The organism is Streptomyces sp. SS1-1, assembly GCF_008973465.1.
Classification (GTDB): Bacteria; Actinomycetota; Actinomycetes; order Streptomycetales; family Streptomycetaceae; genus Streptomyces.
In genome coordinates this window covers 1539552-1554071 of sequence record NZ_WBXN01000004.1, presented here as the reverse complement: position 1 = coordinate 1554071, position 14520 = coordinate 1539552, and the positions used below count along the sequence as shown (strand labels likewise).

Below are 14520 nucleotides of genomic sequence, written 5' to 3'. Positions count from 1 at the left end.
GCAGGGGCTCAGGCGCCCCGCGCCTCCCACTCCTTCAGCGGCACGACGTCCTTCAGGAACCCTCGTACGCCGAGGAACTGCGACAGGTGCTCGCGATGCTCCTCGCACGCCAGCCACGTCTTGCGCCGCTCCGGCGTATGGATCTTCGGGTTGTTCCACGCCAGCACCCACACGGCGTCGGTACGGCAGCCCTTGGCGGAACAGACAGGGGTCTCGAGGGTCTCGTCACTCACGATTTCGTCTCACCGATTTGCGCACAAAAAGGCGACGCCGAGCAGCCACGGGGGGAGCTGCCCGGCGTCGGTCCGTCGCTCCGACGGGGGATGCGGAGCGCCTACGAAGTATGTCACGGGTAACCCGCCGCCCGGCACCTGAACAACACTATTGATCTGAGGTTTTACTGAGGTTGGCGCACCCCGGTCGTCGCCCGGTCTTCCGGAGTGCAACGCTCCGGGACGTCACGCCCGGTCGTGCGGTTCGCTTCGTCCGCCGGGCCCCGAAGCGCCCGCCACATCTTCCGGAGACGGTTCCGCGAAACCGTCATTCGTCCGCGACGGATCGATCATGGGACGCGTCGGCATGGCCACGAAGGTCGACGGGAGCGACGGCGCGTTCTCCCGCCCCGCGTTGGCGATCACCACGGCGATGTACGGAAGGATCAGGCCCAGCACCAACGCCACGATGGCCACGTGCCGTTCGACGTTCCAGAGCGAGGCCGCGAGGATCACCGACAGGGTGCGGATCGACATGGAGATGACATAGCGGCGCTGGCGTCCGCGCACGTCCTCCTGCAGCCCGGTCCGCGCTCCGGTGATCCGGAACACCTCGGCGTTGCCGCCCGCATGCAGCTTCCGCATCAGATTCCACCATCCGCCCGCATCGGACCCTCCCCCTGCTCTCACCCGTCCACCGCCGGTCGGGGGGCCGGACCGGGACAAGTCCCACCGTACGCCTCGCCTGCGCCGCCTACGAGACCGGGTCTCCCGGTGCCGGGACCGGACGGCCTGCGTCCTCCCCCGTACGGCGGTGCCCGGCATGCGGCGTAGCCCGACCGGCCCCAAGACTGGCCGTACTGCTCAACCCGAGCCGTACAAGGAGGCAGCCATGGGCTGGTTGTGGGCGATCATCGTGGGATTCGTGCTGGGCCTGCTGGCCAAGGCGCTGATCCCGGGCAAGCAGCACAGCCCGCTCTGGCTGACCACGATCTTCGGCATCCTCGGCGCGATCGTCGGCAACTCCGTGGCCAGGGCCTTCGGCGTCGAGTCGACCCGCGGCATCGACTGGAGCCGGCACATCTTCCAGATCGTCGCCGCCGTGATCATCGTCTACGTCGGCGACATGCTCTACATGGCGACGCTGGGCAAACACAAGAAAGAGCGGGCCTGAGACACGGCACGCCCGAGGGGCCCCCGCGAAGGCGGCGGCCCCTCGGGCGTGCGCGTGCGTCGCTCAGGCGCCGGTGACCTCGACCGCCGCCAGGTTCTTCTTGCCGCGCCGCAGCACCAGCCAGCGCCCGTGCAGCAGGTCCTCCTTCGCGGGGACCGCGTCCTCGGCGGCCACCTTCACGTTGTTCACGTAGGCGCCGCCCTCCTTCACGGTGCGCCGCGCGGCCGACTTGCTGGCCACCAGACCCACCTCGGCGAACAGATCGACCACCGGGCCGAGCCGCTCGACCTGGATGTGCGGCACCTCGGACAGCGCCGCCGCCAGCGTCCGGTCGTCCAGGTCCGCCAGCTCGCCCTGACCGAACAGCGCCTTCGACGCGGCGATCACCGCGGCCGTCTGGTCGGCGCCGTGCACCAGCGTCGTCAGCTCCTCGGCCAGCGCGCGCTGCGCCGCCCGGGCCTGCGGGCGCTCCTGTGTCTGCTTCTCCAGCTCCTCCAGCTCCTCACGGGACCGGAAGGACAGGATGCGCATGTACGTGGCGATGTCCCGGTCGTCCGCGTTCAGCCAGAACTGGTAGAACGCGTACGGCGTCGTCATCTCCGGGTCGAGCCAGATGGCGCCGCCCTCGGTCTTGCCGAACTTGGTGCCGTCCGCCTTGGTCATCAGCGGCGTCGCCAGCGCGTGGACCTGCGCGTGCGGCTCCAGCCGGTGGATCAGGTCCAGACCCGCCGTGAGGTTGCCCCACTGGTCGCTGCCGCCCTGCTGGAGCGTGCAGCCGTACCGCCGGTACAGCTCCAGGAAGTCCATGCCCTGCAGCAGCTGGTAGCTGAACTCGGTGTAGCTGATGCCCTCCTCCGACTGCAGCCGCCGGGCGACCGAGTCCTTGGTGAGCATCTTGTTGACGCGGAAGTGCTTGCCGATGTCCCGCAGGAACTCGATGGCGGACAGACCGGCCGTCCAGTCCAGGTTGTTCACCATCGTCGCCGCGTTGTCGCCCTCGAAGGAGAGGAACGGCTCGATCTGCGCGCGCAGCCGGTTCACCCAGTTCGCGACGGTCTCCGGGTCGTTCAGCGTGCGCTCGGCCGTCGGGCGCGGGTCGCCGATCTGGCCCGTGGCACCGCCGACCAGCGCGAGCGGGCGCAGGCCCGCCTGCTGGAGGCGGCGCATCGTGAGCACCTGGACCAGATGGCCGACGTGCAGGCTCGCCGCCGTCGGGTCGAAGCCGCAATAGAACGTGACGGGACCGTCCGCGAGCGCCTTGCGCAAGGCGTCCTCGTCGGTGGACAGGGCGATCACGCCGCGCCACTTCAGCTCGTCGACGATGTCCGTCACGGTTCTCGTGTCTCCTTGATGATCTCGGGCAGTCGAGTGACAGCCGCCTACGAGGTTATACGCCCTGACTGACAGAGCTCATGTTGAAATCGGGGACGCGCAGCGCCGGCATGGCCGCCCTGGTGAACCAGTCGCTCCACTCCCGCGGCAGGGTCTTCTCGGTCCGGCCCGCCTCGGTGGCCCGGCCCAGCAGGTCCACCGGCGACTCGTTGAACCGGAAGTTGTTGACCTCGCCCGCCACCTCGCCGTTCTCGACCAGGTACACGCCGTCCCGGGTGAGGCCGGTCAGCAGCAGCGTCGCCGGGTCGACCTCGCGGATGTACCACAGGCAGGTCAGCAGCAGCCCGCGCTCGGTGTTCGCCACCATCTCCTCCAGCGAGCGGTCCTCGCCGCCGTCGAGGATCAGGTTGTCGATGCCCGGCGCGACCGGCAGCCCGGTCAGCGCGGCGCTGTGCCGGCTGGTCGTGAGGTGCCGCAGCTCGCCCCGGTGCATCCAGTCGGTGGCGGTCAGCGGCAGCCCGTTGTCGAACACGGACTGGTCGCCGCCCGAGGAGTGGGCGATCACGAAGGGCGCGGACTCCAGGCCCGGCTCGTTCGGGTCGCTGCGCAGGCTCAGCGGCAGCTCCGTCAGCCGCTCGCCCACGCGCGTACGGCCGCCGGGCTGGGAGAAGACCGTACGGCCCTCCACCGCGTCCCGCCCGGACGCCGACCACAGCTGGTAGATCAGCAGGTCGGCCACGGCCGTCGGCGGCAGCAGCGTCTCGTAGCGGCCCGCCGGCAGCTCCAGGCGCCGCTCGGCCCAGCCCAGGCGCACCGCGAGCTCGGCGTCCATCGCGGTCGGGTCGACGTCCTTGAAGTCACGCGTGGAGCGGCCCGCCCAGGCCGAGCGGGTGCGGTCCGGCGACTTGGCGTTCACCTCCAGCGTGCCGTTGGGCTGGTCGTGCCGCAGCCGCAGCCCCGTGGAGGTGCCCAGGTACGTCGACACCAGCTCGTGGTTGGCGAAGCCGTACAGCTCCCGGCCGCCCGCACGCGCGCGTGCGAACGCCTCGCCGAGCGCCGGGGCGAAGTCGGCGAACACGGTGGACGACGTCTCGGCCGGGGCGTCGGTGAAGTCGGGCGACGCCGGGACGTCCGTGACCAGCGGCTGCGCGTCCTCGGCGGGGCCCGCGGCGCGCGCGGCGGCCTCGGCGGCCCGCACCAGCGGCTCCAGCTCGTCCACGGTCACCGCGGCCCGGGAGACGACACCGGAGGCGGTGCCCTCCTTGCCGTCGACGGTCGCGACGACGGTGAGCGTGCGCCCGCGCGTGACGCCGTTCGTGGTGAGGGCGTTGCCGGCCCAGCGCAGGTTCGCCGTGGACTGCTCGTCGGCGATCACGACACAGCCGTCCGCCCGGGACAGCTCCAGGGCCCGCTCGACGATCTCGTGCGGCTTGTGGGTACGGGCGCTCATCGGCCGGCCTCCTGCGTGGTGTTCAGAATGTTGACGCCCTTGAAGAGGGCCGACGGGCAGCCGTGCGACACCGCCGCGACCTGCCCGGGCTGGGCCTTGCCGCAATTGAAGGCGCCGCCGAGGACATAGGTCTGGGGGCCGCCGACGGCCGCCATGGAGCCCCAGAAGTCGGTGGTGGTCGCCTGGTAGGCGACGTCCCGCAGCTGCCCGGTGATCCGGCCGTTCTCGATCCGGAAGAAGCGCTGCCCGGTGAACTGGAAGTTGTAGCGCTGCATGTCGATCGACCAGGACCGGTCGCCGACCACGTAGATGCCGCGGTCCACGCTGCCGATGAGGTCCTCCGTCGACATCCCCGCCGGATCGGGCTGGAGCGACACGTTGGCCATGCGCTGCACGGGCACATGCCCGGGGGAGTCGGCGAACGCGCACCCGTTGGAGCGCTCGAACCCGGTGAGCCTCGCGATGCGCCGGTCCAGCTGGTACCCGACCAGGGTGCCGTTCCTCACCAGGTCCCAGGACTGGCCCGCGACGCCCTCGTCGTCGTACCCGATGGTCGCGAGGCCGTGCTCGGCGGTGCGGTCACCGGTGACGTTCATCAGGTCGGAGCCGTACCGCAGCTTGCCCAGCTGGTCGAAGGTGGCGAAGGAGGTGCCGGCGTAGGCGGCCTCGTAGCCGAGGGCGCGGTCCAGCTCGGTGGCGTGCCCGATGGACTCGTGGATGGTCAGCCACAGGTTCGACGGGTCGACGACCAGGTCGTACGACCCGGCCTCCACGCTCGGCGCGCGCATCTTCTCGGCGAGCAGCCCGGGGATCTGCGCCAGCTCCGACTCCCAGTCCCAGCCGGTGCCGGTCAGGTACTCCCAGCCGCGCCCGACGGGCGGCGCGATCGTGCGCATGGAGTCGAACTCGCCGCTGGACTCGTCCACCGCGACGGCCGTCAGCTGCGGGTGCAGCCGCACCCGCTGCTGGGTGGTGACGGTGCCGGCCGTGTCGGCGTAGAACTTGTTCTCGTGGACGGTGAGCAGCGAGGCGTCCACGTGGTTGACGCCGTCGGCCGCGAGCAGCCGCGCGCTCCACTCGGCGAGCAGCCCCGACTTCTCCTCGTCGGGCACGGTGAACGGGTCGATCTCGTACGACGAGACCCAGGTCTTCTCGCTGTGCACCGGCTCGTCGGCGAGCTCCACCCGCTCGTCGGAACCGGCGGCCTTGATCACCTGCGCGGAGAGCTTCGCCATCGCCACGGCCTGCGAGGCGACCTTGGCGGCGGCGTCCAGGCTGAGGTCGACACCGGACGCGAAGCCCCAGGTGCCGCCGTGCACGACCCGCACCGCGTACCCGAGGTCGGTGGTGTCGGAGGACCCGGCGAGCCGGGCGTCCCGCAGCCGCCACGAGGCGCTGCGCACCCGCTCGAACCGGAAGTCCGCGTGCTCGGCGCCCAGCGCACGCGCGCGTGCCAGGGCCGCGTCGGCCAACGCGCGGAGCGGAAGCGCCGTGAAGGCTTCGTCGATGGTATGGGGCACGGGGGTCTCCCTGCTGTCGTGACCTGTCGGCACCGATCATGTCGCGCGGGCGGCGCCCGGGACCACACGTTTCCGGCTCCAACCGGGGACTTTCTGTAGAGACCCGACAGTGACTCACCCGAGCCACTGTCGGTGCCCGAATGTCGTCCGCCCAGGCGCGACCGATAGGTTTTCGGAGAAGCCGCCTGTCATCCAGCTGTCCGGGCGGATGTGTCAGACCCCTATCGAAAGGGTGATCCGTTGAGCCGCTCGGTTCTCGTCACCGGAGGCAACCGGGGCATCGGCCTCGCCATCGCCCGCGCGTTCGCCGAAGCCGGCGACAAGGTCGCCATCACATACCGCTCGGGTGAGCCGCCGGCCGCCCTCGCGGAGCTCGGCTGCCTCGCCGTCAGGTGCGACATCACCGACACCGAGCAGGTGGAGCAGGCCTACAAGGAGATCGAGGACGCGCACGGGCCCGTCGAGGTGCTCGTCGCCAACGCCGGCATCACCAAGGACCAGCTCCTGATGCGCATGTCCGAGGAGGACTTCACCTCGGTCGTCGACACCAACCTCACGGGCACCTTCCGGGTCGTCAAGCGCGCCAACCGCGCCATGCTGCGCGCCAAGAAGGGCCGCGTCGTGCTGATCTCCTCGGTGGTCGGCCTCCTCGGCGGCCCCGGCCAGGCCAACTACGCCGCCTCCAAGGCCGGCCTCGTCGGCTTCGCGCGCTCCCTCGCCCGTGAGCTGGGCTCGCGCAACATCACCTTCAACGTCGTCGCGCCCGGCTTCGTCGACACCGACATGACCAAGGTGCTCACCGACGAGCAGCGCGCGAACATCGTGTCGCAGGTCCCGCTCGGCCGTTACGCGCAGCCGGAGGAGATCGCCGCGACGGTGCGGTTCCTCGCCTCGGACGACGCCTCGTACATCACTGGAGCCGTCATCCCCGTTGACGGCGGACTGGGAATGGGTCACTGATCACCATGAGCGGAATTCTCGAGGGCAAGCGCGTCCTGATCACCGGTGTGCTGATGGAGTCCTCCATCGCCTTCCACGCCGCCAAGCTGGCCCAGGAGCAGGGCGCCGAGATCATCCTGACCGCGTTCCCGCGGCCCACGCTGACCGAGCGCATCGCCAGGAAGCTCCCCAAGCCCACCAAGGTCATCGAGCTCGACGTCACCAACGACGAGCACCTGGGCCGGCTGGCCGACATCGTCGGCGAGGAGCTCGGCGGCCTGGACGGCGTCGTGCACTCCATCGGCTTCGCCCCGCAGGACGCGCTCGGCGGCAACTTCCTGAACACGCCGTTCGAGTCGGTCGCCACCGCCATGCACGTCTCGGCGTACTCCCTGAAGTCGCTGACCATGGCCTGCCTGCCGCTGATGCAGAACGGCGGCTCGGTCGTCGGCCTGACGTTCGACGCGCAGTACGCGTGGCCGCAGTACGACTGGATGGGCCCGGCCAAGGCCGCCCTGGAGGCCACCAGCCGCTACATGGCCCGCGACCTGGGCAAGCAGAACATCCGGTGCAACCTGATCTCGGCCGGCCCGATCGGCTCGATGGCCGCCAAGTCCATCCCGGGCTTCGGCGAGCTGGCCTCCGTGTGGGACACCCGCTCCCCGCTGGAGTGGGACCTGAAGGACCCGGAGCCGGCCGGCCGCGGCATCGTCGCCCTGCTCAGCGACTGGTTCCCGAAGACCACCGGCGAGATCATCCACGTCGACGGTGGTCTGCACGCCATCGGCGCCTGATCACGGCACTTCACGACGCCCCGTTCCCCGCCGCGCGCGGGGGGCGGGGCGTCACCCGTTCGGCCCACCCGGCCGGGCGGGGGAGACCTGCCGGCGGGCACTCTGGAGTACGCATTCACCACGCGAACCCCTCACCCGCAACGGCCGAGGAGGTCCCCTTGTGCGCTTGTCCCGCCGCTTGGCCTCAACGACCGTCGCCGTCGCCCTCGTGCTCCCCCTGTCGTACGAGGCGGCGGCCCACGCCCCCGCAGAGGTGCCGGCCGCCAAGGAGCCGTTCGGCGCCGAATGCCGCATACGGGTCACCGGTTCCGAGGTGACCGCGTCGTGCCACAACCCCTATCCGAGGACGGACCGCGTCCGTCTGCACGTGGAGTGCGCCCGCTGGTGGGACCTCGACACCGACGGCCGCCCGGTGCCGGCCGAACCCGCGCAGACCGTCCGCCTGGCCGGCCGCTGCTGGAAAGAAGTGGACTCGGCCTGGATCAGCCACCACCGGGACCGCTGAGGCGCCCCGGCCGGCACAGGAACGGATAGCTCGCCGCCTCCGCCGCGGCCGCCCCGGCGTCGCCCGTGCGGATCGCGTCCACCAGCCGGGCGTGGTCCATGTACGTCTCCGGGGTCAGCCGCGGGCCGACGTCGTCGCGCAGCCAGTCCCGCAGCACCTCGCCGAGGTCCGCGTACATCGCGCTCATCACGTCGTTGTGGGAGGCCGCCACGACCGCGAGGTGGAAGGTGGCGTCGGCGGTCACGAACGCCTCCGCGTCGCCCGACTCCCATGCTTCCTCGCGCCGCAGCAGCAGCGCGTCGAGCTGCTTGAGGTCCTTCTCGGTGCGCCGCTCGGCGGCCAGCTTCGCGGCGGCCGACTCCAGCGTGGCGCGCAGCTCCGCGATGTGCCGGGGGTCGGCGCCGGCGAAGCGACGGTGCATCACGCCGGCCAGCTCGCTGGTCGCCACCACATAGGTGCCGGAGCCCTGGCGGATGTCCAGCAGCCCGTTGTGCGCGAGCGCCCGGACGGCCTCACGGACAGTGTTGCGGGCGACGCCCAGCTGCTCGACGAGCTCCGGCTCGGTCGGGATACGGGAGCCGACCGGCCATTCGCCCGAGGTGATCTGGTTGCGCAGGGCCGCGATGACCTGCTCGGACAGGGCCGAGCGGCGGGGGTGGCTCAGGGGCATGACACACCTTCGCACGACAGCGGCGGGACCGGGGAGCCCGAGCGTGGACAACCAATCATCCCATGATTCTATGATGGCTCCCATGGCACGCGAGGAGAACCGGGCGACGACGTCCACACGGATACGCACCCCCGAGACCCCCACCCCGGCGCAGCCCGCCCCGCGCGCGTGGACGACCCGGCTGCTCATCGCCGGCATCGTCCTCACCGCGCTCAACCTCCGCCCCGCCATCACCAGCCTCGGCGCCCTCCTCGAAGAGGTCCGCGACGCCCTCGGCATGAGCGGCAGCGTCGCCGGCCTGCTGACCTCCGTGCCCCCGCTCTGCTTCGCCGTCTTCGGCGTCACCGCGCCCCGCCTCGCCCGCCGCTTCGGCCCCGGCGCCGTCGTCTGCGCGGGCATGGTCGCCATCACCGCCGGCCTGCTGATCCGGCCCTACGCCGGCGGCACCGCGGGATTCCTGGCCGCCAGCGCCCTCACCCTCATGGGCATCGCCGTCAGCAACGTCCTGATGCCCGTCATCGTCAAGCGCTGGTTCCCCGACCGGGTCGGCTCCATGACCGGCCTGTACTCCATGGCCCTCGCCCTCGGCACCGCCTCCGCCGCCGCCGTCACCGTCCCCATGACCGAGGCGCTCGGCGGCAGTTGGCAGACCGGCCTCGCCGTCTGGGGAGGCCTCGGCGCGGCCGCCGTCCTGCCCTGGCTGCCCTTCGTACGGGACCGGGGCACCACACCCGCCCAGGACCCGCACGCGCGCGTGGACGCCCCCCGGCTGCGCGTCACCCGCAGCCGCACAGCCTGGGCCCTCGCCGTCTACTTCGGCCTCCAGGCCACCGGCGCCTACATCACCATGGGCTGGATGGCGCAGATCTTCCGGGACTCCGGCGTGCACGCCGGCACGGCCGGACTGCTGCTCGCCGTCACCATGGTCATGGGCGTGCCCCTCGCCTTCGTCATCCCGCGCCTGGCCACCCGCCTGCCCCACCAGGGCCCCATCGTGCTCGCGCTGGGCGCCTGCGGCCTCGCCGGCTACGCCGGGCTGTACCTCGCGCCCGCCGGCGGCTCCTGGCTCTGGGCCCTGCTGCTCGGCATCTCGAACTGCTCGTTCCCGCTGGCCCTGACCATGGTCGGCATGCGCGCCAGGACCAGCGCGGGCGTGGCCCAGCTGTCCGGCTTCGCCCAGAGCACCGGCTATCTGATCTCCATCCCCGGGCCGCTCCTGGTCGGCGTCCTCTACGAGCACAGCGGCGGCTGGGGTCTGCCCATCGCGCTGATGGCGGGGCTCATGATCCCGCAGATGGCGGTGGGCGTCCTCGCCGGACGCGACCGTACGGTGGAGGACGAGGCGACGCGCTGAGCGCACCCCCCGGCCGGGGCGGGGGAGCCGGGGGTGCGAGACTGGCCGTATGCCCGTGCTCGACCCGAACCCCCAGAACGGCCAGAAGAAGCTGCTGCTGATCCTCGGCGCGTTCCTCGCCATCTTCGTGATCATCGGAATCGTCGCGACGATCGCCGCCCCCTGACCCGGCGGCCCCGGCCGCCCCGCCGGACCCCACCCGCCCCCGTGGACCTCCGGGTGCAGGGCCGAGGGTGGGGCTAACCCCCCATCCCCTAGGGGGTGAGTGTCAGGGTCAACTGGGTGGATCACCGGATGGGTTGGCGGCCCCGTCCTCCGTACCTTCGAGATGTGCCCGCCCGAAGGCGGCCACGGAGGACCGAGGACCCACGGAGGCAGCATGTCGGCCCCTACGCACACCCCGCCCCGACCGGCGGCCACGGGCCGTGCCGACATCCGGCTGCCCTGGTGGGCCCTGGCCCTGCCGACGCTCGCCTTCGTGACGCTGCTGCTGCTCATCCTGAACCCGTCCGAGGCGCAGGCCGCCCCGGCCGAGCCCGGCATCGGTCTCCTCCTCGAACGCGTCCAGCAGCTGGTCACCCGCTGAGCACCCCCGGAGGCGCCCCGTCAACTCCCTGCGCCCCGTGGCCTGTTTCATGCGAAGCTGGATCTCATGAGCGTCGCAGAACCCCGCAGGATTGTGATCTTCCGGCATGCGAAAGCCGACTGGCCCCAGGTGGCGGACCACGAGCGTCCCCTCGCCGAGCGGGGCCGCCTGGACGCGGCCGAGGCCGGGCGCAGGCTGGCGGACACCGCCATCCCGTTCGACCTGGCCCTGTGCTCCACCGCCGTCCGCACCCGTGAGACCTGGAAACTCGCCGTCCACGAGTTCCAGCACCGGCCGAAAACGGTCTACGAGGAGCGGATCTACGAGGCCTCGCCCGGCGAGCTGATCGCCGTGCTCAACGAGACCCCCGACGACGTGCAGAACCTCCTGCTGATCGGCCACAACCCCGGCGCGCAGGGTCTCACCGAGGTCCTCGCCGGCTCCGCCGAGGGCGACGCCCGCGACCGGATGACCCGCCGCGGCTTCCCGGCCGCCGCCTACGCGGTCCTCACCTTCACCGGCACCTGGAAGGCCCTGGAGCCCGGCGTGGCCACGCTGGTCGACTACTGGGCGCCCTCCGAGTGACCCACGCGCACGCGAAGGGCCCGGCGCCGTCCTGGCGCCGGGCCCTCGTGCGTCCGGTCCGGCCCGGGTCACGGGCGCGGGCGCGGTCGCGGGGCGTCACTCACCGTCGAGGATGTCCGCCGCCTCGACCTCCTCGCGGGTGACGCCCAGCAGATACAGGACGGTGTCCAGGAACGGCACGTTCACCGCCGTGTGCGCCGCCTCGCGGACCACCGGCTTCGCGTTGAAGGCGACACCGAGCCCCGCCGCGTTCAGCATGTCCAGGTCGTTGGCGCCGTCACCGATCGCCACCGTCTGTGCCAGCGGGACACCCGCCTCGGCCGCGAAGCGGCGCAGCAGCCGGGCCTTGCCCGCGCGGTCCACGATCTCGCCCGTGACCCGGCCCGTGAGCCGGCCGTCGACGATCTCCAGCGTGTTCGCCTGGGCGAAGTCCAGCCCGAGACGCTCCTTCAGGTCGTCGGTGACCTGCGTGAACCCGCCCGACACCACGCCCACTTGGTAACCGAGCCGCTTCAGGGTCCGGATCAGCGTGCGCGCGCCCGGCGTCAGCCGCACCTCGCTGCGCACCTTGTCCACCACCGAGGCGTCCAGCCCCTCCAGCAGCGCCACGCGCGCGTGCAGCGACTGCTCGAAGTCCAGCTCCCCGCGCATCGCGGCCGCCGTGACCTCGGCGACCTTGTCCTCACAGCCGGCGTGCGCCGCGAACAGCTCGATGACCTCGTCCTGGATGAGCGTCGAGTCGACGTCCATGACGACGAGGCGCTGGGCACGGCGGTGCAGACCGGCCGCGACGACCGCGATGTCCACGCCCAGAGCCGCCGCGTCCGGCGCCAGAGCGGTGCGCAGCGGCTCGGTCCCGGCACCGGAGACGGCGAACTCCACCGCCGTCACGGGGTACTTGGCGAGCCGGAAGATACGGTCGATGTTCGCGCCGGAGCCGGTGATCCGGGACGCGATCGCGGCCGTCGCCTCCGCGGTGAGCGGGTGCCCGAGCACGGTCACGAGGGAGCGTCCGACACCGCGCGGACGGTTGTCGCCCAGGCCGGAGATGATCTCCGCCTGCATCTTCATCGACTCCGCCCAGCTGTGGACGGTCGCCCGCAGATCCCCCTCGAGCCCGGCGGGCGGCTCGGTCACGAGCGCGCACAGGGTGATCCGGCCACGGGTGACGACCTGCTCGATGTCGACCACGTCGACCGCGTAGGCCGCCAGCGTGTCGAAGAGTCCGGCCGTGATGCCCGGCCTGTCCTTCCCGAAGATCTTGACGAGAAGGGTGGGGAGGTCTGAGGTCTGCGAAGCGCTCATGGTGCCTCCACCGTATCCGGCACTCCGTGCCGAGCGCCCCCGAGGTCCGCCTGCCGGACAGGGAACTCCGGGTGACTCAGGGGCGACGGGGGAACGGCGCGCCCTCCGCCGCCCCGACCGCTACCGCCTGCCCTTGGGTGTCCCCGGTGGCGGGGGAGGGGGCGGCTCACCGGGCGGCCGTGCGCCCCCGACGCCGTTGCCGCTCCCGCTACCGCCTGCCTTTGGGTGTCCCGGTGGCGGGGGAGGAGGCGGCGGTCCCTCGTCCGTGCCGGAGGGGCCGCGTCCCCGGCGCCGGGGCGGCTCGATCGGCCGTACGACGGTGGGGGCGCCGTAGACGTCCCCGCCTCGGGGTGGCGGCGGCTCACCGGGTGGCCGCGCCTCCCCGGGCTCCCGCGCGCCCCCGTCTGGCTCTGTGCTTCCGGGGGCTCCGGGCACTCCAGAGGCCTCAGACACCCCCGCCGCCCCGGTCGCCCCGGTCGCCCCGCCCACCCCGGTCGCCCCGCCCACCCCGGCCGCCCCGCCCACCCCGGTCACCCCGCCCGCCCCGCCCACCCCGGTCGGCCGTGCGTCCTCCGGCTCGCGCAGTTCGTCCGGTACCCGGAGATACGGGTTCGTCGCCGGGTTCGGTGGGCGGTAGGGGGTGCCGGGTGTGTACGGGCCCGCGCCGGTCCCGTGGCCCGGCCCGCCGGCCGAGCCCGCTCGCGCCAGGGGCGCCGCCCGTACCCCCGCCGTCCGCGCCAGGCGCGCCGCCAGCGCGCCCAGGGCACCGGCCCCGGCGCCCCAGGCGGCCCCCAGCAGCAGCGCCATGGGCAGGCTGCCGCGCAGCTCCACGCCCGCGCCGAACGCGTCGAAGCCCAGCACCGACAAGGAGGCGTCCGCGGACAGCGCGGTGAGCCGGACGAGGAGGGCCAGGGCCAGTGCCGTGGCCGTCCCCAACCGCAGCGCGCAGCGCCCGGCGAACCGCACCGCCCCCGGATCCCGTACCTCCTGGGGGGTGCGGACCGCCGTGAGGACGCCCGCGAGCAGCATCATCAGGGCCGCCGCCACCCCCAGCAGCCACACCCGCCCGTCCAGCTCCGCCAGCCGGCCCAGCGTCACGGACCGCTCGCCGCCGCCGGCCAGCAGGTCGTCCAGCGGGTCGGGGAGCAGCCGGGCCAGCGGGCCCGTCGCCCGGCCGTCGAACGGGACGAACAGGCCGAGCGGCACGCCGAGCCACACCCCGTTCGGGGCACCGAGCAGCGCGGCCCCCGCGATCCGCTTCGGATGGTCGTCGCCGATCGCCGCGTACACGGCCGCCGCGAGCCCGGCGGCGACCGCGACCAGCAGCACGGTGACGAGGGCGGACACGGCGGGCCGTACCACGCGGTGCACGGCCTCCCAGCCGCGCGGCAGCGGCGTCCGGCGCGAGGCCAGGAGGGCGATCAGCAGCACACCGGCGCACCAGGCCAGGCCGCCGAGCAGGGTCGGCGCCGTGTCCACCGTGAAGCCCACCGCGGCCTTCGCGCCGACGAGGTCGCCGATCCGGTCCGGGAGCAGCCCTCCGATGTCCCCGAGCCCCGGGACCTCGACGCTCCCGCCGGCCCCGGGCACGTCGTCGAGGCCCAGCGCACCGCCGTCGATCGTGACGACGTCGTGCCCCGCCCAGGCCAGCCCGCCCAGCATCGCCACGAACAGGGCGGCCACCGTGCCCACGCGCGCGAGGAGTTCGGACGGTGCGATCACGTCCCGCGCGGCCCGCAGGGACCGCAGGAACAGCCCCGCCAGCAGCAGCGCGCCGACCAGCCCCACGCCCAGTGGCGCGATGTCGACGGCCGTCGCCGCCTGCGCACCGGTCAGCCCGAAGGCGGACACGTCTCCGGACGGGGTGACCGAGCCACCCGCCCCGAGCGCCACCACCGCCGCGGACATCGGGCCCAGCGAGGCCGTCGCGTCCGCGCCCAGCAGGTGCAGCCCGAGGGCGGCGGTGCCCGCCATCCCGATCAGTGCCCAGCTCACGGACACGACCGCGGACAGCAGGACGTCCCCCCACGGCGGTCCGGTCCTTCCCGGCCCCGAGGTCCCGACGTTCGTGGACGCGCTCATGGCAGACCCCCC

The 14520-nt window shown here is 72.7% G+C and carries 16 protein-coding genes; 8 read left to right on the top strand and 8 right to left on the bottom strand.

Translation table 11 applies throughout. The features are described from left to right. Window positions 1-8: 8 nt before the first annotated feature. Complete coding sequence (locus F8R89_RS08245) at window positions 9-233, bottom strand: hypothetical protein (protein WP_151783346.1); 225 nt, start codon at window positions 231-233, stop codon at window positions 9-11. Between the two features lie 225 nt (window positions 234-458). Further along, window positions 459-857 carry a DUF3099 domain-containing protein gene (locus tag F8R89_RS08240; RefSeq protein WP_151783345.1) on the bottom strand — a complete coding sequence of 133 codons (399 nt, stop codon included), beginning with the start codon at window positions 855-857 and terminating at the stop codon, window positions 459-461. A gap of 247 nt (window positions 858-1104) precedes the next feature. On the opposite strand from F8R89_RS08240, the gene F8R89_RS08235 reads away from it, so the two are divergent. Continuing rightward, on the top strand, window positions 1105-1386 hold the full coding sequence (locus F8R89_RS08235; RefSeq protein WP_151783344.1) for a GlsB/YeaQ/YmgE family stress response membrane protein: 282 nt from the start codon (window positions 1105-1107) through the stop codon (window positions 1384-1386). Between the two features lie 63 nt (window positions 1387-1449). Here F8R89_RS08235 and tyrS read toward each other — a convergent pair whose 3' ends face one another. The 3 genes from tyrS to F8R89_RS08220 are packed head-to-tail and all read right to left on the bottom strand — an operon-like array spanning window position 1450 to window position 5688. Continuing rightward, a complete protein-coding gene (tyrS, locus tag F8R89_RS08230) occupies window positions 1450-2718 on the bottom strand; it encodes a tyrosine--tRNA ligase (protein ID WP_151783343.1) in 1269 nt (422 codons plus the stop codon). Window positions 2719-2773: 55 nt separating this feature from the next. Continuing rightward, window positions 2774-4168: a metallopeptidase TldD-related protein gene (locus tag F8R89_RS08225; RefSeq protein WP_151783342.1), complete on the bottom strand. Its 1395-nt coding sequence runs from the start codon at window positions 4166-4168 to the stop codon at window positions 2774-2776. After that, entirely contained in the window at window positions 4165-5688 is a 1524-nt protein-coding gene (locus F8R89_RS08220; protein ID WP_151783341.1) for a TldD/PmbA family protein, read from the bottom strand. Before F8R89_RS08220 ends, F8R89_RS08225 begins: the two co-directional genes overlap by 4 nt. A gap of 240 nt (window positions 5689-5928) precedes the next feature. On the opposite strand from F8R89_RS08220, the gene fabG reads away from it, so the two are divergent. The 3 genes from fabG to F8R89_RS08205 all read left to right on the top strand — a co-directional run bounded on the left by fabG (window position 5929) and on the right by F8R89_RS08205 (window position 7926). After that, the gene (gene fabG, locus F8R89_RS08215) at window positions 5929-6648 is read left to right on the top strand and encodes a 3-oxoacyl-[acyl-carrier-protein] reductase (protein ID WP_151783340.1); all 720 of its coding nucleotides are present in this window, start codon (window positions 5929-5931) and stop codon (window positions 6646-6648) included. Between the two features lie 5 nt (window positions 6649-6653). Further along, window positions 6654-7421 carry an enoyl-ACP reductase FabI gene (gene fabI / locus F8R89_RS08210; protein ID WP_151783339.1) on the top strand — a complete coding sequence of 256 codons (768 nt, stop codon included), beginning with the start codon at window positions 6654-6656 and terminating at the stop codon, window positions 7419-7421. A gap of 160 nt (window positions 7422-7581) precedes the next feature. Next, window positions 7582-7926 (top strand): hypothetical protein, encoded by a 345-nt coding sequence (locus tag F8R89_RS08205; protein ID WP_151783338.1) that lies wholly within the window; start codon window positions 7582-7584, stop codon window positions 7924-7926. Here the strand turns inward: F8R89_RS08205 and F8R89_RS08200 are convergent. Further along, window positions 7904-8596 carry a FadR/GntR family transcriptional regulator gene (locus tag F8R89_RS08200; RefSeq protein ID WP_151783337.1) on the bottom strand — a complete coding sequence of 231 codons (693 nt, stop codon included), beginning with the start codon at window positions 8594-8596 and terminating at the stop codon, window positions 7904-7906. The two genes, F8R89_RS08205 and F8R89_RS08200, sit on opposite strands and share 23 nt — an antisense overlap. 70 nt (window positions 8597-8666) lie before the next feature. Here F8R89_RS08200 and F8R89_RS08195 point away from each other — a divergent pair, with 70 nt between their 5' ends. From F8R89_RS08195 to F8R89_RS08180, 4 genes are all read left to right on the top strand, one after another. Beyond that, window positions 8667-9950 (top strand): CynX/NimT family MFS transporter, encoded by a 1284-nt coding sequence (locus tag F8R89_RS08195; RefSeq protein ID WP_151783336.1) that lies wholly within the window; start codon window positions 8667-8669, stop codon window positions 9948-9950. Window positions 9951-9999: 49 nt separating this feature from the next. Next, entirely contained in the window at window positions 10000-10116 is a 117-nt protein-coding gene (locus tag F8R89_RS37095; protein ID WP_151783335.1) for an SGM_5486 family transporter-associated protein, read from the top strand. Window positions 10117-10329: 213 nt separating this feature from the next. After that, window positions 10330-10536: a hypothetical protein gene (locus F8R89_RS08185; protein WP_151783334.1), complete on the top strand. Its 207-nt coding sequence runs from the start codon at window positions 10330-10332 to the stop codon at window positions 10534-10536. 66 nt (window positions 10537-10602) lie between these two features. Beyond that, window positions 10603-11121, top strand: coding sequence for a SixA phosphatase family protein (locus F8R89_RS08180; RefSeq protein WP_151783333.1), 519 nt, complete (start codon window positions 10603-10605; stop codon window positions 11119-11121). Between the two features lie 96 nt (window positions 11122-11217). Here the strand turns inward: F8R89_RS08180 and serB are convergent, their stop codons facing one another. Both serB and F8R89_RS08170 read right to left on the bottom strand, forming a co-directional pair. Beyond that, on the bottom strand, window positions 11218-12426 hold the full coding sequence (gene serB, locus F8R89_RS08175; RefSeq protein WP_151783332.1) for a phosphoserine phosphatase SerB: 1209 nt from the start codon (window positions 12424-12426) through the stop codon (window positions 11218-11220). Window positions 12427-12546: 120 nt separating this feature from the next. Next, entirely contained in the window at window positions 12547-14508 is a 1962-nt protein-coding gene (locus F8R89_RS08170) for a streptophobe family protein (protein WP_151783331.1), read from the bottom strand. Window positions 14509-14520: the final 12 nt, after the last annotated feature.

Excerpts from the sequence above, each read along its gene's own strand:
- F8R89_RS08180 (WP_151783333.1), top strand. The coding sequence starts at position 10,603 with ATGAGCGTCGCAGAACCCCGCAGGATTGTGATCTTCCGGCATGCGAAA.
- F8R89_RS08195 (WP_151783336.1), top strand. The coding sequence starts at position 8,667 with ATGATGGCTCCCATGGCACGCGAGGAGAACCGGGCGACGACGTCCACA.
- F8R89_RS08185 (WP_151783334.1), top strand. The coding sequence starts at position 10,330 with ATGTCGGCCCCTACGCACACCCCGCCCCGACCGGCGGCCACGGGCCGT.
- F8R89_RS08240 (WP_151783345.1), bottom strand. The coding sequence starts at position 857 with ATGCGGAAGCTGCATGCGGGCGGCAACGCCGAGGTGTTCCGGATCACC.
- F8R89_RS08200 (WP_151783337.1), bottom strand. The coding sequence starts at position 8,596 with ATGCCCCTGAGCCACCCCCGCCGCTCGGCCCTGTCCGAGCAGGTCATC.
- fabI (WP_151783339.1), top strand. The coding sequence starts at position 6,654 with ATGAGCGGAATTCTCGAGGGCAAGCGCGTCCTGATCACCGGTGTGCTG.
- serB (WP_151783332.1), bottom strand. The coding sequence starts at position 12,426 with ATGAGCGCTTCGCAGACCTCAGACCTCCCCACCCTTCTCGTCAAGATC.
- F8R89_RS08170 (WP_151783331.1), bottom strand. The coding sequence starts at position 14,508 with ATGAGCGCGTCCACGAACGTCGGGACCTCGGGGCCGGGAAGGACCGGA.
- F8R89_RS08225 (WP_151783342.1), bottom strand. The coding sequence starts at position 4,168 with ATGAGCGCCCGTACCCACAAGCCGCACGAGATCGTCGAGCGGGCCCTG.
- F8R89_RS37095 (WP_151783335.1), top strand. The coding sequence starts at position 10,000 with ATGCCCGTGCTCGACCCGAACCCCCAGAACGGCCAGAAGAAGCTGCTG.
- F8R89_RS08235 (WP_151783344.1), top strand. The coding sequence starts at position 1,105 with ATGGGCTGGTTGTGGGCGATCATCGTGGGATTCGTGCTGGGCCTGCTG.